This is a genomic window from Azospirillum mesophilum (assembly GCF_053470405.2).
Genome location: NZ_JBPXMQ020000057.1, coordinates 1 through 24,263 on the forward strand (window position 1 = coordinate 1; position 24,263 = coordinate 24,263).

At 68.7% G+C, this 24,263-nt stretch carries 24 protein-coding genes; 14 read left to right on the top strand and 10 right to left on the bottom strand.

The window, feature by feature from the left end; translation table 11 throughout:
• Positions 1-442: 442 nt before the first annotated feature.
• The 9 genes from ACSVC7_RS29610 to ACSVC7_RS29650 all read right to left on the bottom strand — a co-directional run bounded on the left by ACSVC7_RS29610 (position 443) and on the right by ACSVC7_RS29650 (position 9,546).
• The gene (locus tag ACSVC7_RS29610) at positions 443-634 is read right to left on the bottom strand and encodes a hypothetical protein (RefSeq protein WP_448206961.1); all 192 of its coding nucleotides are present in this window, start codon (positions 632-634) and stop codon (positions 443-445) included.
• A 157-nt stretch (positions 635-791) separates the two neighbouring features.
• Positions 792-1,886: an Ldh family oxidoreductase gene (locus ACSVC7_RS29615; RefSeq protein WP_448206962.1), complete on the bottom strand. Its 1,095-nt coding sequence runs from the start codon at positions 1,884-1,886 to the stop codon at positions 792-794.
• 2 nt (positions 1,887-1,888) lie between these two features.
• A complete protein-coding gene (gene uxuA / locus ACSVC7_RS29620) occupies positions 1,889-3,085 on the bottom strand; it encodes a mannonate dehydratase (protein ID WP_448206963.1) in 1,197 nt (398 codons plus the stop codon).
• A 29-nt stretch (positions 3,086-3,114) separates the two neighbouring features.
• Positions 3,115-4,392: a TRAP transporter large permease gene (locus ACSVC7_RS29625; protein WP_448206964.1), complete on the bottom strand. Its 1,278-nt coding sequence runs from the start codon at positions 4,390-4,392 to the stop codon at positions 3,115-3,117.
• The gene (locus tag ACSVC7_RS29630) at positions 4,392-4,898 is read right to left on the bottom strand and encodes a TRAP transporter small permease (RefSeq protein WP_448206965.1); all 507 of its coding nucleotides are present in this window, start codon (positions 4,896-4,898) and stop codon (positions 4,392-4,394) included. The genes ACSVC7_RS29625 and ACSVC7_RS29630 overlap by 1 nt, the downstream gene beginning before the upstream one ends.
• Positions 4,899-5,043: 145 nt before the next feature.
• On the bottom strand, positions 5,044-6,039 hold the full coding sequence (locus tag ACSVC7_RS29635; protein ID WP_448206966.1) for a TRAP transporter substrate-binding protein: 996 nt from the start codon (positions 6,037-6,039) through the stop codon (positions 5,044-5,046).
• Between the two features lie 46 nt (positions 6,040-6,085).
• Positions 6,086-7,102 carry a Zn-dependent oxidoreductase gene (locus ACSVC7_RS29640; RefSeq protein ID WP_448206967.1) on the bottom strand — a complete coding sequence of 339 codons (1,017 nt, stop codon included), beginning with the start codon at positions 7,100-7,102 and terminating at the stop codon, positions 6,086-6,088.
• A gap of 156 nt (positions 7,103-7,258) precedes the next feature.
• A complete protein-coding gene (locus tag ACSVC7_RS29645; RefSeq protein WP_448206968.1) occupies positions 7,259-8,728 on the bottom strand; it encodes a mannitol dehydrogenase family protein in 1,470 nt (489 codons plus the stop codon).
• A 116-nt stretch (positions 8,729-8,844) separates the two neighbouring features.
• On the bottom strand, positions 8,845-9,546 hold the full coding sequence (locus ACSVC7_RS29650; protein ID WP_448206969.1) for a GntR family transcriptional regulator: 702 nt from the start codon (positions 9,544-9,546) through the stop codon (positions 8,845-8,847).
• 255 nt (positions 9,547-9,801) lie between these two features.
• Between ACSVC7_RS29650 and ACSVC7_RS29655 the strand changes: the two genes are divergently transcribed.
• The 7 genes from ACSVC7_RS29655 to ACSVC7_RS29685 all read left to right on the top strand — a co-directional run bounded on the left by ACSVC7_RS29655 (position 9,802) and on the right by ACSVC7_RS29685 (position 15,651).
• On the top strand, positions 9,802-10,584 hold the full coding sequence (locus ACSVC7_RS29655; RefSeq protein ID WP_448206970.1) for a GntR family transcriptional regulator: 783 nt from the start codon (positions 9,802-9,804) through the stop codon (positions 10,582-10,584).
• 11 nt (positions 10,585-10,595) lie between these two features.
• Positions 10,596-11,432: a 5-dehydro-4-deoxy-D-glucuronate isomerase gene (gene kduI / locus ACSVC7_RS29660; RefSeq protein WP_448206971.1), complete on the top strand. Its 837-nt coding sequence runs from the start codon at positions 10,596-10,598 to the stop codon at positions 11,430-11,432.
• A 14-nt stretch (positions 11,433-11,446) separates the two neighbouring features.
• Complete coding sequence (kduD, locus tag ACSVC7_RS29665; protein WP_448206972.1) at positions 11,447-12,205, top strand: 2-dehydro-3-deoxy-D-gluconate 5-dehydrogenase KduD; 759 nt, start codon at positions 11,447-11,449, stop codon at positions 12,203-12,205.
• A gap of 16 nt (positions 12,206-12,221) precedes the next feature.
• The gene (locus ACSVC7_RS29670; RefSeq protein ID WP_448206973.1) at positions 12,222-12,557 is read left to right on the top strand and encodes a cupin domain-containing protein; all 336 of its coding nucleotides are present in this window, start codon (positions 12,222-12,224) and stop codon (positions 12,555-12,557) included.
• A 75-nt stretch (positions 12,558-12,632) separates the two neighbouring features.
• Positions 12,633-13,622, top strand: coding sequence for a TRAP transporter substrate-binding protein (locus tag ACSVC7_RS29675; RefSeq protein ID WP_448206974.1), 990 nt, complete (start codon positions 12,633-12,635; stop codon positions 13,620-13,622).
• 215 nt (positions 13,623-13,837) lie between these two features.
• Positions 13,838-14,377, top strand: a complete 540-nt coding sequence (locus tag ACSVC7_RS29680) for a TRAP transporter small permease (protein WP_448206975.1) — start codon at positions 13,838-13,840, stop codon at positions 14,375-14,377.
• The gene (locus tag ACSVC7_RS29685) at positions 14,368-15,651 is read left to right on the top strand and encodes a TRAP transporter large permease (protein WP_448206976.1); all 1,284 of its coding nucleotides are present in this window, start codon (positions 14,368-14,370) and stop codon (positions 15,649-15,651) included. The genes ACSVC7_RS29680 and ACSVC7_RS29685 overlap by 10 nt, the downstream gene beginning before the upstream one ends.
• Before the next feature lie 60 nt (positions 15,652-15,711).
• On the opposite strand, the gene ACSVC7_RS29690 is transcribed toward ACSVC7_RS29685, so the two are convergent.
• Complete coding sequence (locus ACSVC7_RS29690; RefSeq protein WP_448206977.1) at positions 15,712-16,503, bottom strand: GntR family transcriptional regulator; 792 nt, start codon at positions 16,501-16,503, stop codon at positions 15,712-15,714.
• 331 nt (positions 16,504-16,834) lie between these two features.
• Here ACSVC7_RS29690 and ACSVC7_RS29695 point away from each other — a divergent pair, with 331 nt between their 5' ends.
• From ACSVC7_RS29695 to eda, 7 genes are all read left to right on the top strand, one after another.
• Positions 16,835-17,269 (top strand): methylglyoxal synthase, encoded by a 435-nt coding sequence (locus tag ACSVC7_RS29695; RefSeq protein WP_448206978.1) that lies wholly within the window; start codon positions 16,835-16,837, stop codon positions 17,267-17,269.
• A gap of 187 nt (positions 17,270-17,456) precedes the next feature.
• Complete coding sequence (gene uxaC / locus ACSVC7_RS29700; RefSeq protein ID WP_448206979.1) at positions 17,457-18,857, top strand: glucuronate isomerase; 1,401 nt, start codon at positions 17,457-17,459, stop codon at positions 18,855-18,857.
• 163 nt (positions 18,858-19,020) lie between these two features.
• Entirely contained in the window at positions 19,021-20,544 is a 1,524-nt protein-coding gene (locus ACSVC7_RS29705; protein ID WP_448206980.1) for a D-arabinonate dehydratase, read from the top strand.
• A gap of 368 nt (positions 20,545-20,912) precedes the next feature.
• Positions 20,913-21,833, top strand: coding sequence for a DMT family transporter (locus ACSVC7_RS29710; RefSeq protein WP_448206981.1), 921 nt, complete (start codon positions 20,913-20,915; stop codon positions 21,831-21,833).
• A 137-nt stretch (positions 21,834-21,970) separates the two neighbouring features.
• The gene (locus ACSVC7_RS29715) at positions 21,971-22,912 is read left to right on the top strand and encodes a sugar kinase (protein WP_448206982.1); all 942 of its coding nucleotides are present in this window, start codon (positions 21,971-21,973) and stop codon (positions 22,910-22,912) included.
• A 4-nt stretch (positions 22,913-22,916) separates the two neighbouring features.
• Positions 22,917-23,624, top strand: a complete 708-nt coding sequence (locus ACSVC7_RS29720) for a GntR family transcriptional regulator (RefSeq protein WP_448206983.1) — start codon at positions 22,917-22,919, stop codon at positions 23,622-23,624.
• Positions 23,621-24,259: a bifunctional 4-hydroxy-2-oxoglutarate aldolase/2-dehydro-3-deoxy-phosphogluconate aldolase gene (gene eda / locus ACSVC7_RS29725; protein WP_448206984.1), complete on the top strand. Its 639-nt coding sequence runs from the start codon at positions 23,621-23,623 to the stop codon at positions 24,257-24,259. Before ACSVC7_RS29720 ends, eda begins: the two co-directional genes overlap by 4 nt.
• Positions 24,260-24,263: the final 4 nt, after the last annotated feature.

The window sequence follows — 24,263 nt, forward strand, 5'->3', positions numbered from 1 at the left end:
ACTTGACAGGGTCGCCTCAAGCGCCCTCACCCAAGCTTTCGAAACTGAAGTCTCTTACTGCTTGACCAGGATGCTCTCAGACGACCCGCGATGCCGATCCCCCAACCAGAGGAACCGGTCCGCGGCCAACGGCTCAAAACACCGCCGCCTGCGCATCCCTTCTCACAACACGGTATCCACAATTTCCAAGAACCCGCGATCCGAAGACCGCTGCGCCACCGTTCCGGCCCCACCCTGGGGCGGCGCGGTGAGGCGCCGTTTCTAGAAGCTTCGACTTGCGCTGTCAAGCCTTTGTTTTCACGCCGGCTAAACTTTACTGCATCTTGACTTCCGCTTCCCTTCCGCCGCGCCGTCTTCGTCAGCTGCGCCGCGTCGGGGAGGCGGGTTATAGGCCGGTCGGCCAAACCGCGCAAGCGCTTTTTGCGGCGCCTGCGGCATTTTGTTAGGCGCGGACCGTTTCTGCCCGCTTCGCCGCCGCGTTCGGCAAGCACCCGTCCTGCAGGAAGCGCTCAAGCTCAAGCTCCTGCGTGCTCTTGGGAGGCTCTTGGATCGGTCGGATGTCGCAGCGTCCGTTCGCGGCAACCACGCGGAACAGCATGGCGGCGGCGTGTCGCGGATTCTGGCGCCTGTTCATTCCTCAATCCCTTTTCCATCTGAGCGCCGGTCCTGACGGGCCGGCGCCGCCACTCGATTTTAATTGAATGTGGCGCTTTTGCCATAGCTTTTCATCCCCCCGGCCGATTCAATTGCGATGTGGGCGTAAGCGGCGGGAATCAAAAGGAAAATAGCGGTCAGGCGGATGGTCCGGGCTGTGAAAAGAAAGGGACGGGCGCGACGCAGCCGTGCCGCGTCGCGAGATTCTGAAGGGTTTTCCAGGTCGCAATGTCGACCGGAATGCCATTGGCGCGACGGTCGGCCTGGGCCTCGCGCTCCGGGTCGCCGGGCGCCATGACGCGCGCGCCGGGCTTGGCCGGCTGGGCGCGCAGGTCGGCCAGGAAGGCGGCAACGCGGGCGTCGAACAAAGCAAGCGGTTGGAACATCTCCGGCCGCAGGATGATGAAGAAGTGCCCGAGCGAGACCGGCTGGGACTCGTCGGTGCCGGTGAAGGCCGGCAGCGCCGCGCCATGCGCCATGCCGGTGAAGGCGGAGCAGAGGACGTCCACCATCGTCGCCAGCCCCGCCCCCTTGTAGCCGTAAGTCGTCCCGCCGAGCGGCATGAGGGCGGCGGCCCGGTGCGGATCCGTGGTGACGGCACCGTCCGAATCGACCGCGACCTCCGGCGGCAAGGGCTGGCCGGTGGCGCGGCGCAGGAAGACGCGGTTCAGCGGGATGCTGCTGGTCGCCATGTCCAGCAGCATCGGCTCCTCCCCCGCCACGGGCAGCGCGAAGCTGATCGGGTTGGTGCCGTGGAAGGGCTTCAGCCCGTCGTGCGGCACAACGATGGCGTCGGAATGGGTCATGCCGATGGCGGCGAAGCCCTGCTGCGCCGCCGCCAGCGTGTAGCAGCCCGTGGCCCCGTGATGGGAGGAGCGGGCCACGGCCACCGCCGCGATGCCGGTCTCCCGCGCCATGGCGATGCCCTCCTCGACGGCACGGTAGCTGGCGAGATGGCCGAGTCCGTCGTCGGCATCCAAGTGGCCGACGGCTGCGGCCTGGCGGGTGAAGCGCATGTCCGGCGCGCCGTTGACCCGGCCCGAGGTCAGGGACTCGACGTAGTGCGGCACCAGCCGCACCCCGTGCGTGTCGAAGGCCCGGGCGGAGGCGTCCACGACCGCGCGGGCCGTCGCCTCCGCCCCGTCGCGGCGCGCGCCGGCCTTGGCCAGCAGGTCGGCGATGAAGCCTTCCAGCTCCGGCCGGCCGATCCGGACGTCGTCGAAGGTCTCCATGGTCACACCGGAAGCTGGCGCATGGAGGCCACGGCGGTCATGACGCCGCGGATCTCGGCGAGCCCGCGCAGGCGGCCGATGGCCGGATAGCCGGGGTGGGTCTTCTTGCCCACGTCGTCCAGCAGCTCGTGCCCATGGTCGGGGCGGAAGGGAATGCGCCAGCGCGGATCGCCGGCATCGCGGCGGCGCTTCTGCTCCTCCAGGAGCGTGGTGACGACCGACACCATGTCCACGTCGCCGCCGAGATGGTCGGCTTCCTGGAAGGAGCCGTCCGGTTCCTTGGCGACGTTGCGCAGATGGGCGAAGGTGACCTTCGGCGCGAACCGCTTCGCCATGGCCGGCACGTCGTTGTCCCGCCCCGCCCCCAGCGAGCCCGTGCAGAAGGTGATGCCGTTGGCGTCGGAGTCGATCACGTTCACGATGAAGGCGAGGTCGTCCTCGTTGCTGACGATGCGCGGCAGGCCCATCAGCGGGCGCGGCGGATCGTCGGGGTGGATGCACATGCGGATGCCCACCTCCTCCGCCGTCGGGATCACCTCGCGCAGGAAGCGGGCGAGCGTCTCGCGCAAGCCGTCGCGGGTCATGCCCTTGTAGCGGTCCAGCATCTTGCGCAGGCCCGGGATGTCGTAGCGGTCGAAGGCGCCCGGCAGGCCGGCCATGATGTTGGCGAGCAGCTTGCGCTTGTCGTCCTCCGACGCCGTGTCGAACCAGACGCGGGCACGGGCCAGCACGTCGGGGGAGTGGTCGTCCTCCGCCCCCGGCCGCTGGAGCATGAAGACGTCGAAAGCGGCGTGCTCGTGCGCGTTGAAGCGCAGCGACCGCCCGCCGCCCGGCACCGGAGCGGCGAGGTCGGTGCGGGTCCAATCCAGCACCGGCATGAAGTTGTAGCAGACCGTCGTCACCCCGCAGGCCGCGAGGTTGCGCAGCGACTGGCGGTAGTTGTCGAACAGCGGCGTCAGGTCGCCCTCGCCGATCTTGATGGATTCGTGGATCGGCAGGCTTTCCACCACGCTCCAGCGCAGGCCGAGCGAGGGGTCGGCGGCGATCATGGCCTTGCGCTTCTCGATCTCCTCGACCGACCAGACGACGCCGTAGGGGATCTGGTGAAGGGCGGTGACGATGCCGGTGGCACCGGTCTGCCGGATGTGGTCGAGCCGGATCACATCGTCCGGGCCGAACCAACGCCAGGTCTGTTCCATGGAAAATCTCCCTCGAAAGCTCGTCCGCCTCAGCGGAACAACAGGTTCGGCAGCCAGAGCGACAGCGCCGGGATGTAGGACACCAGGAAAAGGATCAGGATGTTGCAGACCAGGAAGGGCCAGATCGCGCGGCTGATCTCGCCCAGCGAAATCCTGGCGATGTTGGCCGCGACGAACAGGCAGACGCCGACCGGCGGGGTGGTCAGCCCGATCATCAGGTTCAGCACCGCGAAGGTGGCGAAGTGGATCGGGTCGATGCCCACCTGCGTCGCCACCGCCAGCAACGGCGGGAACAGGATGATCAGCGCCGCGATCGTCTCCATGAAGGTGCCGACGATCAGCAGCAGGATGTTGATCAGCAGGATGATGACGTACTTGTTGGACGTCATCGACAGCATGCCCGCCGCGATGGCCTGGGGGATCTGCTCGCTGGTCAGGATCCAGCCGAAGACGTTGGCGAGGCCCACCAGCAGGATCAGCCCGCCGGACCCGATGGCGCTTTCCAGCATGATCCCCGGCACGTCGCGCAGGCGGAAGCCCTTGTAGACGAACAGCCCGATCACGAAGGCGTAGAGCGCCGCGACGACGGAGGCCTCGGTGGGCGTGAAGAATCCGCCGACGATGCCGAACAGGATGATGCCGGTCATCAGCAGCGCCCAGGCGGCGGCGCGGCTGGAGCGGATCAGCTCCCGGAAGCCGACCCAGGTCCCCTTGGGGTAGTTGCGCCTGCGCGCCAGGATGTAGACCGTGATCATCATCCCGATGCCGAGCAGCAGGCCCGGAATGGCCCCGGCCATGAACATCTTGCCGACGGACAGGCCGGTCAGCGTGCCGACGATGATCATGGGAACACTGGGCGGGATGATCGGCCCGACGGTGGAGGCCGCCGCCGTCACCGCCGCGGAGAAGGCCTTGTCGTAGCCGGACTTGCTCATCGCCGGGATCATGACGGCGCCGATGGAGGCCGTCTCCGCCACCGCCGTGCCGGAGATGCCCGCGAAGATCATGGAACCGGTGACGTTGGCGAGCCCCAGCCCGCCGCGGATGTGCCCGACCAGCCCGTTGCCGAAGCGCACGATCTGGTCGGTGATGCCGCCCCCGTTCATCAGGTTGCCGGCCAGCACGAAGCCGGGGATGCACAGCAGCACGAAGCTGTCCATGCCCGCGTACATGAACTGCGGCACGACCGTCAGGTCGATGTCCGCCAGGAAGAGATAGACCGCCGAGGACAGCCCCAGGGCGATGCCGACCGGCACGCCGAGGATCAGGGCGATGGCGAAGCTGCCGAACAGCGCCGTGACCAGCATCAGACCAGCTCCCCTCGTTCCATAGTGTAATGCTCGGCGCGCGCGAGACCCAGCAGGCGCACGATCGAGAAGAAGGCCAGCGACACCGGGATGATCAGCGCGACCACGTAGATCGCCACCATCGGCAGGTCGATGGACCGCGCCCGCTCCCCGAAGCTGCCGACCACGTAGTCCCAGGCGCCGGGAATGATCGCCAGCGCGAAGACCAGGACGATGGCGTCCACAAGCCGGTCCACGACGCGGCGCGCCGATTCCGGCAGGGGAGCCACGAACAGGTCCACGTTCACCAGCTCGCCGCGCAGCAGCGCCAGCCCGCAGGAAAAGGCCACGAGGTAGACCAGCGCGAAACGCGCCACTTCCTCCGTCCAGGCCGGGGACCGGATGCCCGGCACGCGGCCGAGCACCTGAAGCAGAACGACGCCGATCAGCACGGCGAAGGCCGCGAGCGTGCCGTACCGGCACAACGCACGCACCGCCACGACCAGACCCGCCAGGACCTTGCGCATCGGGATTCTCCGGGATGAAGGAATTCTCCCTCTCCCCTCCGGGGGGAGGGGCGGGGTGAGGGGGATGCGCGTGTGCCGGACGCTCCAGCGCCGCAAGACCCCCTCACCCTAACCCTCTCCCCGGAGGGGAGAGGGAATGATGCCCTTACACCGCGACGATCTCGTCGTAGAGCGGCTTGATCGCGGGATCGAGGGCGGCGACCACGGCCTCCCTGCCCTTCTTCGCAAAGGCGTCCTTGTCGACCGCCACGAACTCCATCCCCTTGGCCTTCAGGTCGGCGGCGAGCTGTTTCTCGTCGGCAAGGAAGAGCTGCCGTTCATGCGCCTGGGCGGCCTTCGCGGCTTCCATGATGGCCTTCTGCTGGTCGGCCGGCAGGCGGCCCAGCTTCTTGGCGCCGCCCACCAGATAGATCCAGGAGATCACATGCTCGGTCAGGTTCAGGTATTTCTGGACCTCGAAGAAGCTCGCCGACTTGATGAGCGCCAGCGGGTTCTCCTGCGCCTCAATGGTGTGGTTCTGGAGCGCGGTGAAGACCTCCGAGAAGGCCATCGGCGTCGGCTTGGCGCCCAGCGCGTCCCAGAACTTCACGAACAGCGGCACGTTGGGCACGCGCATCTTCAGCCCGTCCAGCTCGTCCGGCGTCTTGATCGGGCGGTTGGAGGTCAGGTTGCGCGGCCCGCGCGCGAAGTAGGCGAGCGGGCGGAGCTGCGTCTTCTCCTCGATGTTCTGGGCGATCTTCTGGCCGGTCGGGCCGCTGACCACCTTGTCGAGATGGTCGAGGTCGCGGATCGCGTAGGGCACGGCCAGCAGCGCCGCCGTCGGCGCCCAGTTCTGCAGGGACTCGCCGGTGATGGTGAAGTCCACGGTGCCGAGCTGGATGCCCTTGATGAGGTCCGTTTCCTTGCCGAGCTGCTCGTTGGGGAAGACCCGCACCTCCACGGCGCCGTTGGTGCGCTGGGCGACCTCCTCCGCGAACTTCAGGGAGGCCTTGTGCCAGACGTTGTCCTCGTTGCCGAGATGGCCGAGCTTCAGCGTCGTCTTCGCCTGCGCGCGGACGATGGCCGGTGCCAGCCCGATGGCGGCCGCCCCCGCGAGGCCGGCGGTCACGGCGCGGCGGGAGATGGGGGTTTTCAGGACCATGCGCGTTTCCTCCTGTATTCGTTTGTTCTTGGCGTGTTTTTTTGGGTCAGTCGAAGCTGAGCTGAACCTTGATGGTGCTGGACGGGTCCTTTTCGATGAGATCGAAGGCATCGGCGGCCCGGTCGGCCGGGAAGGTCTGGGTGATCATGCCGGCGGGATTTAGCCGGCCGCTCTCCAGCCATTCGATGACCTGCGGCAGCAGGCGCCGGTTGAGGCGGGAGCCGACCAGCGTCAGTTCCTTCTTCACGATCTCCTGCTGGCTGATGTTGCAGGGGGCCGGCGAGAAGCCGAGCAGCCCGATGCGCCCGGCCGGGCTGGCGACGCGGCAGGCCTCCTCCAGCAGGGCCGGCACGCCCGCCCCGTCGATGACCACGGTGGGGCCGAGCCCGTCGTTCTCGCCGCGCACGGCCTCCGGCACCGGGGTGGTGCGGGAATTGATGACGACATCGGCGCCGAAGCTCCGGGCGCGTTCCAGCCGGGCCTCGTCCAGGTCGGCGACGATGCAGCGGGCGCCGTGCAGCCTGGCGACCTGGATCACCGTCAGCCCGACCGTGCCGGCGCCATAGACCAGCACCGTGTCGCCCGCGTCGATGCCCGTGCGCGACAGCACGTTGGCAGCGATGGAGAAGGGCTCGGCCAGGGCCGCGATGGCGTGGGGCAGATGGGGATCGACCTTGATGGCGTTGCCGGCCGGGACGGTCAGCCGATTGCGGAACCCGCCGTCGCGGTGGACGCCGAACACCTCCAGATTGGCGCAGACGTTGCTGCGCCCGACGCGGCAGGCGTAGCAGCGCCCGCAGGACACCACCGGATCCACCACCACATGGTCGCCGGGGGCAACGTGCGTCACGCCCTCCCCGACCGCTTCCACCTCGCCGCTGAACTCGTGGCCGATGATGCGCGGGTAGATCGCGAAGGGGTTGGAGCCGTGATAGATGTGCAGATCGGAGCCGCAGATGCCGGCCCGATGCACCCGCAACAGCACCTCCCCCGCGACCGGGCCGGTCGCGGCCTCCGGCTTCAGGGCGAGCACATGCGGCTTTTCGACGGTCAGGGCAACCAAGGGGGTTCTCCTGGTTTGAAAAATTGAGTGGCCGGCGGCCCCCTCCCCAGCCCTCCCCCGCTTCGCGGGAGAGGGGGCCTGTTTCCCTCCACCGCCGAAGGCGGGGGAGGGAGGGACCCACGCGTCAGTGTGGGAGGGAGGGGGCAACCGCAAACGTCACGCCATCCCGGCCACGGTCGTCCGCGCCCCATCGGCGAACAGCCGCCGCAGCGCGTCGGTCACCGGGCCGGTGAAGCGGGGGTCGCGGGGCAGGTCGTCGCCGAACACGGCGTTCAGTCCGAACAGCGCGGGCGCCAGCCGCTCCGCCACTGGTCCAGCGTCGGCCGCCAGTTCGGCCAGCCGCACCGCCATCGGATCCCGGACATCGATGGGCTTTCCGGCCTCATCCGTCCCCGACACGTAGCGCATCCAGGCCGCCACCCCCAGCGCCAGCCGGTCGATGGGGGCGCCCGCCGCCAGACGGTCGCGGATGGGGCCGAGCAGGCGTTGCGGCAGCTTCTGCGTGCCGTCCATGGCGATCTGCCACGTCCGGTGCCGCAGGGCCGGGTTGCGGAAGCGCTCGATCAGCGCGTCCTTATAATGTGCGATGTCGGCGCCCGGTGGCACGCGCAGAGTGGGCGTCACCTCCTCGTCCATCAGGCCGCGGACCAGCCGGGCGTAGGCCGGGTCGGCCATGGCGTCCGACACCGTCTCGTAGCCCGCCAGATAGCCGAGATAGGCGATGGTGGAGTGGCTGCCGTTCAGCAGGCGCAGCTTCATCGTCTCGTAGGGGTGCACGTCGGGGACCAGTTCGGCCCCTTCCCTCTCCCAGGCCGGGCGGCCGGCGGAGAAGCGGTCCTCGATGACCCATTGGGTGAAGGGTTCGGTCACCACCGGCCAGGCGTCGCGCAGGCCGAGCAGGCCGGACACGCGGTCGCGGTCGTCGTCGGTGGTGGCCGGCACGATGCGGTCCACCATGCTGTTCGGGCAGGCCACGCTGTCCGCGAACCAGCGCCCCAGGGCGGGATCGCGCAGCTCGGCGTAGCGGCGCAGGATGCCGGCGGCAGTGTCGCCGTTGCTCGGCAGGTTGTCGCAACTCAGCACCGTGAAGGGCTCCAGCCCGGCGGCGCGGCGGCGGGCCAGGGCCTCCACCAGGAAGCCGGGCACGCTGCGCGGCCGTTCCGGCTGGGCCAGATCGTGGCGGATGTCGGGATGGTCCTCGTTCAGAGCGCCGGTCGCCGGGTCGTGGCAATAGCCCTTCTCCGTGACGGTCAGCGTCACCACGCGGACTGAGGAGCGGGTCAGCCGCTCCAGCACCGCCGCCGGGTCCTCCGGCGCCACCAGCAGTTCGGTGACGGAGCCGACGACCCGCAGCCGCTCTCCGCCCGCATCGCGGACGGAAACGGTGTAGAGCCCGCCCTGCGGCTCCAGCGCGTCGCGCGTGTCGGGGCTGCGCAGGCTGACCCCGAGGATGCCCCAGGGGCCGAACTCCCGCGCCAGCACGCCGTCGGTGTAGACGGCCTGATGCGCCCGGTGGAAGGCACCGATGCCGAGATGGACGATGCCGGTCGTCAGCGCGCCGCGGTCATAGGCCGGCACGGCGACGCCGGGCCGCATCGAGGACAGGGTGCCGGGGCTCAGGCGCATGGCGCGCCTCCCCGGGGCACGGCGGTCCGTCCGATAGCATCCGTCATGAAAGCGCCCCTCCCAGGGTCCCCGGCCTTTGGCGGCCGCCGTTCGTCGTTGTTCCGTGCTTGAACGCGTTACGATTCGAAGAAGTGGCTGTTGGCCCGCGCGATCTCCTCCACGGCGGCGAAGACCGTGCGCAGATGCTCCCGCATGGCGTCCTCCGCGCCGGCGGCGTCGCGCGCCGTGACGCGGTCCACGATGTCCCGGTGCTGGCCGTAGATCATGGTCGTCCAGCCCTCGCTGTGCAGCGACAGCACGCGCACGCGGTCAAGCTGCGCCTTGGCGGTGACCAGCAGGTCCCACACGGCGGGGCGCCCGGCGATCCGGATCAGCTCGGCGTGCAGCGCCTCGTCCAGCGCGAAGAACTCGTCGTGCCGCTCCGGCGCCATCGCCGCGCGCTGCCGGTCCATCAGGCCGGTCAGCGCCGCGATGTCCGCCGCTTCCGCCCGTTCGGCGGCGAGCCGCACGGTCCGGCACTCCAGAGTCTCGCGGATGAACTGGCTGTCGGACACGGCGCTCAACTGGATGGGCGCCACGAAGGTGCCGACCTGCGGCACGATGCGCAGGAACCCCTCGTCGGCCAGCCGGCGGAAGGCCTCGCGCACCGGCGTGCGGCTGACCCCGAAGCGGGCGGCCACGCGCGTTTCCGAAATCCCCTCCCCCGGCCGGATTTCGCCCGACAGCACCGCGGCGCGCAACGCGTCGTAGACGCTGTGCTGGCGCGGGCCGGGGCGGTCGGCGGCAAGGGCTGCGGAGAGGGACTGGGAAGCGGTCATGGCGTCCGTCGTCTGCGTCCATCGTCTGAACTTGCATACTAGTGTGCCACGCACACAAAAGGTTGGCAAGCCCCATCATCACGACACTCAACAAGCCCACACCGCGTGGGGGATCTCGTTTCAGGAAAATGTTTGTGCTTCCCTCAAATTCAGGCTTGCGCGGTTTTCTGATATATTAGTATGCTCCTGTGCAACGAATGGAACGGCGCGACCCCTGCGGGAAGGGGAAACGGGCCGGCAATCGGGGGGACGGACATGAACGCCACCGGCAGCCCTGTGCCGGCGGTGCGCCCAGGAGCGCGCGCCGCGAAGACTCCGCAGGTGCCATCACGGGCCACCATCACGGCGACGATCTACCGGTCGTTGCGCGCCGACATCGTCGCGATGCGCCGCACGCCGGGCGAGCCCATCATCGAAAAGCATCTGGCCGAAAGCTTCGGCGTCAGCCGCACGCCGGTGCGCGAGGCCCTGCTGCGCCTCGCCGACGAAGGGCTGATCGAGATCTTTCCGCAGTCCGGCACCTTCGTGTCGCGCATCCCCATGGGCGCCCTGCCGGAAGCCGTGGTGATCCGCACCGCCCTGGAGGGGACCGCCGTGCGCCACGCCGCACAGCGCGCCACGCGCAGCCAGATCGCCGTGCTCCGCGCCAACCTGATGCTGCAGCAGGAGATGGACGCGGCCGGCGACCGGAACGGCTTCCACGACGCGGACGAGCAGTTCCACAGCCTGATTTCCGACATCGCCGGCTACCCCGGCCTGTGGGGCCTCGCCCAGCAGGTGAAGGTGCAGGTGGACCGCTACCGCCGCCTGACCCTGCCGGAGCCGGGGCGGATCGCCCAGGTGATCGCCGAGCACACCGCCATCGTGGACGCCATCGCCGACCGCGACCCGGATCGCGCCGAACAGCGCATGGCCACCCACCTGGACGAGCTGCTGTCGGCCATTTCCCTGGCCCAGGGATCGAACCCGTACTTCTTCTCCGGCCCGCCCGGCCCCGCGGCTCCGGGCGCGACGACGCCGGCAACAACGACCTCGTGAGGAGCACTTCGATGAAGATCACCGTTCGGCACGCGTCCCACCCGGACGCCGTCCGCAACTTCGACACCGAGTCCCTGCGCGACCACTTCCTCGTCCCGACCATCTTCGAGGCCGACGAGGTCGTCCTGACCTACAGCCACATTGACCGCTTCGTGGTCGGCGGCGCGATGCCGGTGGCGGGTCCCCTCACGCTGGAATCGGCCAAGGCCATCGGCTCCCCCAACTTCCTGGACCGGCGCGAGCTGGGCGTGGTCAACGTCGGCGGCCCCGGCCGCGTGACGGTGGACGGCGCGGTGTACGAGCTGGCCCCGCGCGACTGCCTCTACGTCACGATGGGCAGCGTGGATGTCCGCTTCGAAAGCCTGGACCGGACGAACCCCGCCAAGTTCTACCTGAACAGCGCCCCCGCCCACGCCCGCTTCGAGACGATGAAGATCTCCATCGAGCAGGCCAAACAGGTGCATCTCGGCGACCCGGCCCAGTCCAACGCGCGGACCATCTTCCAGATGATCCACCCGGACGTCTGCCGGACCGCGCAGCTCGTGCTCGGCATGACGATGCTGAAGCCGAACAACATGTGGAACACCATGCCGTGCCACACGCACGACCGGCGCTGCGAGGTCTACTTCTACTTCGACCTGCCGGAACCGGCGCGCGTCTTCCACTTCATGGGCGAGCCCAGCCAGACCCGCCAGGTCGTCGTCGCCAACGAACAGGCGGTGATCTCGCCCAGCTGGTCGATCCACAGCGGCGTCGGCACCCGCAACTACACCTTCATCTGGGCCATGGCCGGCGACAACCAGGATTTCACCGACATGGACATGATCCCCATGGAAGACCTGCGGTGAGCGGAGGCCCCACCATGAAGACCCCCTTCGACCTGTCCGGCAAGGTTGCGCTGGTCACCGGCGCCAACACCGGCATCGGCCAAGCCATCGCCGTGGCGCTCGCCCAGGCCGGCGCGGACATCGCGGCGGCCGGCCGCACCCCGCCCGACGAGACCCGCGCGCTGGTCGAGGCCACCGGGCGCCGCTTCCTCTCCCTTCCCGCCGACTTCACCAGCATCGCGCCGGTCTCCGGCCTCGTCGAGCAGACGGTGGGCGCGCTGGGCGGGCTCGACATCCTGGTCAACAACGCCGGCATCATCCGCCGCGCCGACGCGCTGGAGTTCACCGAGGCCGACTGGGACGAGGTGATGGACGTCAACATCAAGGCGGTCTTCTTCCTCTGCCAGGCCTTCGGCCGCTACGTCATCGGCCAGGGCCGCAAGGGCAAGATCATCAACATCGCCTCCATGCTGTCCTTCCAGGGCGGCATCCGCGTGCCCTCCTACACCGCGTCGAAGAGCGGCATCGCCGGCATCACGCGCCTGCTCGCCAACGAATGGGCGGCGAAGGGGATCAACGTGAACGCCATCGCGCCGGGCTACGTCGCCACCAACAACACCGCCGCCCTGCGCGCCGACGAGAAGCGCAACGCGGAGATCCTGGCCCGCATCCCGGCCGCCCGGTGGAGCGCCCCGTCCGACATGGGCGGCCCGGCGGTCTTCCTGGCGTCCGACGCGTCCGACTACGTCCACGGCACGATCCTGCCCGTGGACGGCGGCTGGCTGGCCCGCTGAGCGGAGGGGGAGAAGCATGAAGACCGACGGTTTCGTCCGGGACGCCGCCGTGGACTGGCAGGATCTGGGCGACGGCGTGCGCCGCAAGATCCTGGGCTACAACGACGCCATGATGATGGTGCGCGTGGAGTTCGAAGCCGGCGCCATCGGCCCGCAGCACCGCCACCCGCACGTCCAGTGCGCCGTGGTCGAGAAGGGCTCCTTCGACGTGACCATCGAGGGCCGCACGGAGCGGCTGGGCGCCGGGGACGGCTACATGGTGCCGTCCAACGCGCTGCACGGCGTCGTCGCGCTGGAGCCGGGCGTCCTGCTCGACATCTTCACCCCCGTCCGGGAGGACTTCCTCTTCTAGGCGAAAAAGCACACCCCCAAGACCTGCGCAAAACATCAGGGCCGGAAAACGGCTTTCCGAACAGGAGGATCCGCTATGCACCTTTCCATCCGCCGTGTCCGCAACGCCCTGCTCGCGGCCGGTGCCGCCTGCGCGATGCTGGCCACCCCCGTCCTGGCGCGCGACTTCCGGTCGGCCGACATCCACCCGACCGACTACCCGACGGTCGAGGCCGTCCGCTACGTCGGCAAGCTGGTCGCGGAGCGCAGCAACGGCAAGCTGGGCGTGAAGGTGTTCCCGAACGGCGCTCTCGGCACCGAGAAGGACACCATCGAGCAGTTGAAGATCGGCGGGCTCGACATGATGCGCATCAACGTGGCGCCGCTGAACAATGTGGTGCCGGAAACGATGGTCACCGCCCTGCCCTTCATCTTCCGCGACACCGGGCACATGCGGCGCGTGCTGGACGGCCCGATCGGCGACGAGATCCTGGCGGCCATGGAAAGCCAGGGCATGGTGGGCCTCGCCTTCTACGACAGCGGCTCGCGCAGCATGTACACGGTGAACAAGCCCATCAAGCACCTCGCCGACCTCAAGGGCGCGAAGATCCGTGTGCAGCAGTCCGACCTGTTCGTCGCGATGATCCAGGCGCTGGGCGCCAACGCCACGCCGATGCCCTTCGGCGAGGTCTACACGGCGCTGAAGACCGGCATCGTGGACGCGGCCGAGAACAACTACCCGTCCTATGAATCCTCGCGCCACTTCGAGGCGGCCAAATACTTCTCCCTGACCGAGCACGCCATGGCGCCGGAGGTGCTGGTCTTCTCCAAGGTCGTGTGGGACCGCCTGTCGAAGGACGATCAGGCCATGATCCGCAAGGCCGCCAAGGAGTCCGTCCCCTACATGCGCAAGCTGTGGGACGAGCGCGAGCAGCAGTCCAAGGACGTCGTGACCAAGGCCGGCGCCCAGATCGTCGAGGTCGCGGACAAGCAGGAATTCATCGACGCGATGAAGCCCGTCTACGCCCAGTTCGCGAACACGCCGAAGCTGCAAAGCCTCGTCCAGCGCATCCAGGAAACGAAGTAAGGCACGGGCAAGGCGCGGCCCGTTCCGGACGGAGTTTCTTGTTGGTCTGAAAGCAGCTTTTCTCCGTCATTCCCGCGAAGGCGGGAATCCAGGGCATTCCGGCAGGTTCCCGAGTTGCCCTGGATCCCCGCCTTCGCGGGGATGACGAAAAGAACAGAGTTTTTCGTCCGCAAACCCGTCCGAACCGGACGCCTTCCCCGGGGGAGCAGTGCGGCATGGATATTGAGCTGCAAGCAATGGACGTCAGCCCGCCGCACAGCGCCGGCTGGCTGACGCGGATCAACGCGACGCTGGCCCGCGCCGGCATGTACGCGGCCATCGCGGGTCTGGTGATGATCGTCGCGGTCGTGTTCTACCAGGTCTTCGGCCGCTACGTTCTGAACAGCTCGCCGACCTGGGCGGAGAGCCTGGCGATCGTGCTGGTCCTGTACGTCACGCTGATCGGCGCCGCCGTGGGCGTGCGCGACGCGGGCCACATCGGGCTGGAGAGCCTGCTGGTGCTGCTGCCCGACGCGACGCGGCGCAAGCTGGAACTCGTCATCCACGCTTTGGTCGGCATCTTCGGCGCTGGCATGGCCTACAACGGCTGGCTGCTCGGCAACTCGGTGGCCTCTTACTACATCCCCAACCTGCATGTGTCGGAGGCGGTGCGCTACGTGCCGCTGGTCCTGTCGGGCGTCCTGATCGTGCTGTTCTCCATCGAGCACATCATCGCCATCATCAAGGGCGAGGAGGTCGAGCCGTCATGGAACTGACCATTCTGACCGTCACCTTCTTCGGCTTCCTCGTGCTTGGCGTTCCGGTCGCCTTCGCCATCGGCCTGTCGGCGCTGTGCACCATCCTCTACGAAGGGCTGCCGGTCGCCGTCATCTTCCAGCAGATGATGTCGGGGATGAACGTCTTCTCGTTCCTCGCCATCCCCTTCTTCGTGTTCAGCGGCGAGCTGATGCTGCACGGCGGCGTCGCCGACAAGATCGTGAACGCGGCCAAGAGCATGGTCGGCCACATCCGCGGCGGGCTCGGCATGTCCAACGTGGTGGCCTGCACGCTGTTCGGCGGCGTCGCCGGCTCCCCCGTCGCCGACGTGTCGGCCATGGGTGCGGTGATGATCCCGATGATGAAGCGGGAAGGCTACCACGCCGACTACGCCGTCAACGTGACGACCCACGCGGCGCTGGTCGGCGCGCTGATGCCGACCAGCCACAACATGATCATCTACGCGCTGGCCGCCGGCGGAAAGGCGTCCATCGGCGCGCTGATCGCGGCGGGCATCCTGCCGGCGCTGCTGCTGATGGTCTGCAACATGGGGGCCGCCTATCTGGTGGCGGTCAAGCGCGGCTACCCGGCGGGCCGCTTCCCCGGCTGGGATATCGCCGCCCGCTCGCTGGCCGCCGCCGCACCCGGCCTGCTGATCGTCGTCATCATCCTGGCCGGCATCACCACCGGCGTGTTCACGGCCACGGAGTCTGCCTCCATCGCGGTGATCTACGCGCTGCTGCTGACCACCTTCGTCTACCGCACCATGACGTGGAGCCACTTCAAGGCCGCCGCCGCGAAGACCGTGAAGACCACCGGCGTGGTCCTGCTGCTGATCGGCGTCTCGACGATGTTCCAGTACCTGATGGGACTCTACGAGGTCGCGGACCTGACGGGTGAGATGCTGGCGGGCGTGTCCACCAACCCGCTGATGATCTTCCTGCTGATCAACGTCATCCTGTTCCTGCTGGGCACCTTCATGGACATGGCGAGCACGATCCTGATCTGCACGCCGATCTTCCTGCCCATCGCCATGAACTACGGGATGGACCCGGTGCAGTTCGGCATCGTCATGCTGATCAACTGCGCGCTGGGCCTGAACACGCCGCCGGTCGGCACCACCCAGTTCATCGGCTGCGCCATCGGCGAGGTGTCGGTGGGCGAGGTGATGCGCTCCATCACGCCCTTCTACGGGGCGTTGTTCCTGGCGCTGCTGCTGGTGACCTACGTCCCGGCCTTCTCGCTCTGGCTGCCGCGCCTGCTGATGCATTGAGAATGGAGTGGAAGAAAATCCCCTCGCCCGCCTCCGGCGGGAGAGGGGGTTTGGTTCCGCTCAGGCGGGCGTCGTCTCGCCGCCGGCCGGGGTGGTGAAGTAGAGCGGGTTGGCCTTCTGCGCTTCGGTGATGGTGATCTGCAGGTCGTCCAGGTGATCGCCCAGCGCCCGCACAGCCGCCACGGGGTCGTGGTTGGCGACGGCTTCGACGATGGCCGTGTGCTCCTTGATCACCACGGACATGCGGCCGGCGACCGGCAGGGTCAGGCGGCGGAAGCGGTCCACCTGCACCTTCACCTGCTGGGTCACGGTCCAGAATCCGGGGAAGCCCGCCGTTTCCGCCAGCAGCGCGTGGAACGCCTCGTCCGCCTGATGGAAGCCGTCGAAGTCGCCGGCGGCCTCCATCTCCTTCTGGAGTTCCAGATTGGCGCGCAGCTTGGCGATCTGGCTGCGGCCGGCGCGTTCGGCGGCGTAGCGGACGGTCGCCTCCTCCAGCGCGCGGCGGATGGCGATGGCTTCCGGCAGGGCGCCCAGCGGAATGCGCGACACGAAGGTGCCCGACTGCGGGAAGATCTCGATCAGGCCTTCGTCGGCCAGCCGCAGCACGGCCTCGCGCACCGGCGTGCGGCTGACGCCATAATCCTGGGCGATCAGCTTTTCCGCGATGGCCTCGCCCGGCTTGCGGCGGAGCGACACGATCTCGTTCCGCAGGTCGCGGTAGATTGTCGCAGAGACGGTGGTGCCGCGCTGCACCGGGCGCGCGACCGCCGCCGACACGCGCCGCCGGGTCCGCGCCGCCGGGGCTTGAACCGGATCCGTTTCCGCCACCGTGGTCTGCGCGTCTTTCTTCACCACCCACCCCACACAGGAAAAAACCGGGGCCGAAACCGGTGTTCGACCCTTGATCGAAAATGGACCGCCCGGAATCGCCCAGGTGAAACGTCGCCACGCGATGGAATTGGCGGCCCGGAACCGTTCGCTTCGAACGATTCACTCGCCCTTATCATTATACGGGCGCGCATCCACGCCGGTCAAATCCCTTGGGTTCCGAGGGCCATGGGGTGCCAAGCGCCGCTCCGGCGGCATGGCCGACCATTGGAATCGCCGTTGCCTCACGCACTGATATATTAGTATGGTGGGCTCACGCCAGCCCTTCGGCCCACCTTCCAGAGAGACCGCCGCCGTGGAACGCAAACGCATCGCCCTTGTCGCCCACGACGCCCGCAAGCGCGACCTGATCGCGTGGATCGGCGCCAACATCGCAGCCCTGGACGGCCAGCTCTTCTGGGCCACCGGCACCACCGGCCGGCTGGTCCGGGAGGCGCACCCCGCCCTGGAGGTCACGACGCTGAAAAGCGGCCCGCTGGGCGGCGACCAGCAGATCGGCGCGATGATCGCCGATGGGCGCATCGACCTGCTGGTCTTCTTCGTGGACCCGATGACCGCCCAGCCGCACGACGTGGACGTGAAGGCGCTGACACGGCTGGCGACGCTCTACAACATCCCCATGGCCTGCAACCAGGCGACCGCCGACTTGGTGATCTCCTCCCCCCTGTTCTCCAGCGGCTATCGGCCCCGCCCCGTCGATTTCGCCGCCCACGACACGCGCCGGGTTTGAGCCCTGCAATATTCGGCCCCTGTCATGTTCGATGCGCCACCCCACCTAAAAGAGTCGTGGCGGAGGCCATCACAGGGCTTGCATCTGGAACTGATATATTAATATATTCTCGTAACGCGCCGTGCCGACCGACGGGCCGGCTTCCAAGCTCCGCCCACACCGGCTTCCCACTCACCGGAGACGCACCATGCTCCACCCCGACCGCCTGTTCCCCAGCGACCCCGCGCAGCGCGACATCGCGCGCCGGCTGTACGCCGAGGTGAGCAACCTGCCCATCGTCAGCCCGCACGGCCACACCGACCCGTCCTGGTTCGCCAAGAACGAGGCGTTCCCGGATCCGGCCACGCTGTTCGTGAAGCCGGACCATTACGCCTTCCGCATGCTCTACAGCCAGGGCGTGACGATGGAGAGCCTGGGCGTGCCGCGCCGGGACGGCGGCGCGGTGGAGACCGACAGCCGCAAGATCTGGCGCCTGCTGGCCCAGCACTGGCACCTGTTCCGCGGCACCCCGACCCGCATGTGGCTGGAGCACGCCTTCGAGACGGTCTTCGGCGTCACGGAGCGGCTGAGCCCGGCCACCGCCGACCGCATCTACGACCAGATCGAAGCCTGCCTGCAGAAGCCGGAATTCCGCCCGCGCGCCCTGTTCGAGCGCTTCAACATCGAGGTGCTGGCGACCACCGAATCCCCGCTCGACACGCTGGAGCATCACCGCGCCATCCGCGAGAGCGGCTGGAAGGGCCGCGTCATCACCGCCTTCCGCCCGGACCCCGTCGTCGATCCGGAGTTCGAGGGCTTCCAGGCCAATGTCGAGGCGCTGGGCACGCTGACCGGTGAGAACACCACGACCTGGGCCGGCTATCTCGCCGCGCTGAAGAACCGCCGCGACTACTTCAAGCGGTTCGGCGCCACCTCCACCGACCACGGCCACCCGACCGCCGTCACCGCCGACCTGTCCACGGCCGACGCCGAGCGCCTGTTCGACAAGGCCCTGCGCGGCACCGTCACGGCGGAGGAGGCGGAGCTGTTCCGCGGCCAGATGCTGACCGAAATGGCGAAGATGAGCCTGGAGGACGGTCTGGTCATGCAGATCCACCCCGGCAGCTTCCGCAACCACAACCCGGTCGTGTTCGAGCGGTTCGGCCGCGACAAGGGCGCCGACATCCCGACCCGTACCGACTATGTCCGCGCCCTGAAGCCGCTGCTGGAGCGCGTCGGCAACGAGAGCGCGCTGACCATCATCCTCTTCACGCTGGACGAGACCAGCTACGCCCGCGAGCTGGCGCCGCTGGCCGGCCACTACCCGGCGCTGCGCGTCGGCCCGGCCTGGTGGTTCCACGACAGCCCCGAGGGCATGCGCCGCTACCGCGAGATGGTCACGGAGACGGCCGGCTTCTACAACACGGTCGGCTTCAACGACGACACCCGCGCCTTCTGCTCCATCCCCGCCCGCCACGACGTGGCCCGCCGCGTGGACTGCGCCTTCCTGGCGCGTCTGGTCGCCGAGCACCGCCTGGACGAGGACGAAGCGGCCGAGCTGGCGGTCGACCTCGCCTACAACCTCGCCAAGAAGGCCTACAAGCTCTAACGAAATGCCCTTCTCCCCTCCGGGGAGAAGGGTTGGGATGAGGGGGCGGCCGCAAGGCCGGAAACGCAACCTCATTGCAGTGCTTGGTCGGCCCACGGCCGCCCCCTCACCCTAACCCTCTCCCCAGAGGGGAGAGGGAATCTCCGGGAAAGGAACATCACCCATGGCATCGCTGACCATCCGCCTGCATCCCGCGGACAACGTCGTCGTTGCCGGCGTGGATCTCCTGCCGGGCACCACCCTGCCTGGTACAGAGGTCGCGACGCGGATCACGATCCCCTCCGGCCACAAGGTCGCGGTGCAGCCCATCGCGGTCGGCGAGCCGGTTCGCAAGTACAACCAGGTCATCGGCTTCGCCACGGCGCCGATCGAGCCCGGCGACCATGTCCACGTCCACAACATCGGCATGGCCGACAGCTTCGAGCGCGACTACGCCTTCGGCGCCGACGCCCACCCGACCGACCTGCTGCCGGAGGCCGAGCGCGCCACCTTTCAGGGCATCGTGCGCGCGGACGGCCGCGTGGCGACGCGCAACTACATCGGCGTGCTGACCTCGGTGAACTGCTCGGCAACCGCTGCGCGGATGATCGCGGACCAGTTCCGCGGCAACGCGCTGGCCGACTACCCGAACATCGACGGTGTCGTGGCGCTGACGCACGGCTACGGCTGCGGCATGGGTGCGCAGGGCGACGCCATCGACGCGCTGCGGCGGACCATCGCCGGCTATGCCCGCCACCCGAACTTCGCCGCGGTGATCGTGCTCGGCCTCGGCTGCGAGGTGAACCAGATCGACCGGCTGGTCGAGGCGGAAAAGCTCGACCCGAGCGAGACGCTCCACACCATGAGCATCCAGGATCTGGGCGGCACGGCGGCGGCTGTGCGCGAGGGCGTCAAGCGCATCCAGGCGATGCTGCCGCGCGTCAACGACGTGCGCCGCCAGACCGTGCCGGCCAGCCACCTGACGCTGGCGCTGCAGTGCGGCGGCTCCGACGGCTATTCGGGCATCACCGCCAACCCGGCGCTGGGCCACGCCGTGGACCTGCTGGTCCGCAACGGCGGCACCGCCGTGCTGAGCGAGACGCCGGAGGTCTACGGGGCCGAACACCTGCTGACCCGCCGCGCCGTCAGCCGCGAAGTCGGCGAGAAGCTGGTCGAGCGCATCCGCTGGTGGGAGGACTACACCACCCGCACCGGCGGCGAGATGAACAACAACCCGTCGCCCGGCAACAAGAAGGGCGGCCTGACCACCATTCTGGAGAAGTCGCTGGGCGCGGTCGCCAAGGCCGGCACCACCAACCTCGTGGACGTGGTCCGCTACGCCGAACCGATCCAGGGTCCGGGCCTCGTCTTCATGGACACCCCCGGCTACGACCCGGTGTCGGCGACCGGCCAGGTGGCCGGCGGCGCCAACGTGCTGTGCTTCACCACCGGCCGCGGCTCCGTCTTCGGCTGCAAGCCAACGCCCTCGCTGAAGCTGGCGACCAACACGGCGCTGTACCGCAAGATGACCGACGACATGGACATCGACTGCGGCACCATCGCCACCGGCGACGCCACCATCGAGGAGGTCGGCCGCGCGATCTTCCAGCTGATCCTGGACACCGCGTCGGGCAAGAAGAGCAAGAGCGAGGAGTTGGGCTTCGGCTCCGACGAGTTCACGCCCTGGCAGATGGGCGCCGTCATGTAATTCCGCATCTGTGATCTCGGGCCGGGGCGCTACGACGGTGTGCCTATGACCCGAAATAGCGCTTGCGCCGCTTCTGATATACTAGTATAAATGTACTGTTCGGTTATCCTTTGAACCCAACCGGTTGCCGCTCCCTCGTGGTTGGCCGGCTGGCGTTTCTCCTAAATCCACTTCATGGCCGCCGGGGCACGCTCCGGTGGCCATTTTTCTGCCGCGATGAAACAGCCGCGACGCGCGGCCGGACCCGAATGGCTGCCCCGAATGGCAGCCATGCCGCGCCGCGACACGGTCCGTGCGTGCGATATATCAGGTGCTTCCCGTACACTCGCCCCGCCATGCCCGACAGCACACGCCCAATCTCCCCCGACATGACCACCCCCGCCGCGTCGTCCGCGCGCAAGGACGATCCGCTGCGCGGCATCCTGCTGGTGGTGATCGCGGTCTTCTTCTTTTCCTGCTCCGACGCGACGGCGAAGTATCTGAGCCAGACCCTGCCCTCCATCGAGATCGGGTGGATGCGCTACGTCGGCTTCACGACGCTGCTGCTGCCGCTGATGCTGCGCGGCGGCGGGGCGGAGCTGCACACGGCGCGGCCGGGCCTTCAGATCGTGCGCGGGTTGGGCATGCTGGGCTCGGCGCTGTTCTTCATCATGGGCATGCGCTTCCTGCCGCTGGCCGAGGCCGCGGCGACCAGCTACGTCTCGCCGGTCTTCGTGACCATCCTGTCGATCCTGATCCTGGGCGAGAAGATCGGCCCGCGCCGCTGGGCGGCGGTGCTGGTGGGGCTGGCCGGCGTGCTGATCGTCATCCGGCCGGGCGGGGCCGCCTTCCAGCCGGCGGCGATCTTCCCGATCCTGTCCGCTATGAGCTGGGCGACCGGCGTCGTCATCACCCGCAAGATGACCGGCCAGGAGCGGCCCGCCACCACCCTGATCTGGAGCGCCCTGACCGGCCTCGCCGTCCTCAGCACGCTGCTGCCCTTCGATTTCGCCCTGCCGACCTGGAAGGAGGTGGCGCTGGGCGGACTCATCGGGCTGGTGTCGACCATCGCGCAGTGGCTGCTGGTCCAGGCCTACCGGTACGGCGATGCCTCGGTGCTCGCCTCCTACTCCTACATCCAGCTCGTCTGGTCGTCGGGGCTGGGGTTTCTGGTGTTCGGCGCCATGCCCGACCGCTGGACCTTCGTCGGCGCAGGCATCATCATCGCCAGCGGCCTCTACACCGCCCGGCGCGAGCGCATCCGCCACAAGGCGGGCGCCGCCGCCTCGGCCGTCCCGGCCGCCGAATGACCGGACCGGCCAAGCCCAGCAGGCACCAATAACGCTTGCGTCCGCATCTAATATATTAGTATATTCGCCCCAGGCGCGGGGTTTCCGCGCCCGGCTGGTCTGACTATCTGGTAGAGACCGAGGAACGGGGGGTGGCGATGGGTGAGTCCGCGCAACGGGTTGCGGCGCTCGGCGAGTGCATGATCGAGATGGTCCGCCGTCCCGACGGAACCTTCACCATGGGCTTCGGCGGCGACACGCTGAACACCGCCGTCTACCTCGCCCGGCTGGGCGCCCCGGTCGATTACGTCACCGCGCTGGGCGACGACCCGAACAGCGACTCCATGGTCGCCACCTGGACGGCGGAGGGCGTCGGCACCGGCCATGTGCTGCGCGTCCCCGGCCGCGTGCCGGGCCTCTACATGATCGAGACCGACGACAAGGGCGAGCGGCGCTTCCTCTACTGGCGCGATTCCGCCCCCGCGCGCGACCTGTTCCTGCTGCCGGACTCGCCGGCCCTGATCGCGGCGCTGGAAGGCTACGACCTGCTCTACCTCTCCGGCATCAGCCTGGCGATCTGGGGCGAGCGCGGGCGGGAAATTCTGTTCCCCATGCTCGACCGCCTGCGCGAGCGCGGCGGGCGCGTCGCCTTCGACACCAACTGGCGCCCGCGCCTGTGGCCCGACACCGCGACCGCGCAGCGCGCCTACGACGCCATGTTCCGGCGCACCGACATCGCCCTGCCGGGCGTGGAGGATCTGCGCGGCCTTTACGGCGACGCCGACGCTTCCGCCGCGCTGACGCGCGTGCGCGACGCCGGCGTGCGGGAGATCGTGCTGAAGCTGGAACAGCCGGGCTGCATTGTCGCCGGCGACGGCGCTGAACTGGAGGTCCCCTGCGAAACGGTGCCGACCGTGGTGGACACCACCGCCGCCGGCGACAGCTTCAGCGCCGGCTATCTCGCCGCCCGCCTGAAGGGGCGCCTCCCGGCCGAGGCCGCGCGCGCCGCCCATCGCATCGCCGCGGTGGTCATCCAGCACCGCGGCGCGATCATCCCGCGCGCGGCGGTGGAAACCGTCCTGATGTCCGACAACGGGTGATCCGATGGCAGCCGCCCCTCATCCCCGCGCCGCCAAGCGCAGCGCCACGGCGGCGGCGACGATCTACCGCGACCTGCGCACGGAGATCGTCTCGCTGAGCCGCAAGCCGGGCGAACCCATTTCCGAAAAGCAGATTGCCGAAGCCTTCGGCGTCAGCCGCACGCCGGTGCGCGAAGCGGTCCTGCGGCTGGCCGACGAAGGGCTGATCGAGGTCTTCCCGCAGTCCGGCACCTTCGTCGCCCGCATCCCCATCGCCTCCCTGCCCGAGGCCAGCCTGATCCGCAAGACGCTGGAGCAGGCGACCGCCCGCTTCGCCGCCGAGCGCGCCACCCGCAGCCAGATCGCGGCGCTGCACGCCAACCTGGAGCGCCAGCGGGAGGTCGACGCCGCCGGGGACGCCGCCGGCTTCCATCAGGCGGACGAGGCCTTCCACGCCCTGATCGCCGAAATCGCCGGCTATCCCGGTTTCTGGCCGCTCACCCAGCAGGTGAAGGTGCAGATCGACCGCTGCCGCCAGTTGACCCTGCCGGTCCCCGGCCGCATGGCGACCGTCATCGCCGAGCATGAGGCCATCGTCGCCGCCATCGCCGACGGCGATCCGGATGCGGCGGCGCGGGCTCTGGCCGACCATATAGACGGCTTGCTGGTCACCATCGACGATGTCCGGCACGCGACACCGCTCTATTTCTCTCTTGCCGAGGCCACACCATGACCATTCCGCGTCTCGAACCCTCCCTGTCCGGCCCCCGGATCGTCCCCGTGCTCGTGCTCGACGACCCGCAGGAGGCCGTTCCGCTGGCCGAGGCGCTGGTCGCCGGCGGCCTGACGACGCTGGAGGTGACGCTGCGCACCCCGGCCGCCCTCGCCTGCGCCGAGGCCATCGCCGCCAAGGTGCCCGGCGCGCTGGTCGGGCTCGGCACGCTGATCCGGCCGGAGCAGTTCGCCCAGGCGCGCGACGCCGGCGCCCGCTTCGTCGTCAGCCCCGGCCTGACCGACCGTCTGGCGGAGGCCGCCAAGGCCGCCGGCCTGCCCTATCTGCCGGGCATCGCCACCGTGACGGAGGCGCTGATCGCCTGGGAGCACGGCTTCCGCGAGCTGAAGTTCTTCCCCGCCATGCTGAACGGCGGCGCCCCGGCCCTGCGCGGCATGGCCCCGCTGATGCCGGAGGTGCGCTTCTGCCCGACCGGCGGCATCAAGGCGGAGAATGTGCGCGAGATCCTGTCGCTCCCCAACGTCTTCGCGCTGGGCGGCACCTGGCTGACCCCGGCCGACGCCGTGAAGGAGCGCCGCTGGTCCGAGATCGAACGGCTGGCCCGCGAGGCTTCCGCCCTCGCCACGCAGGGCTGAGGCC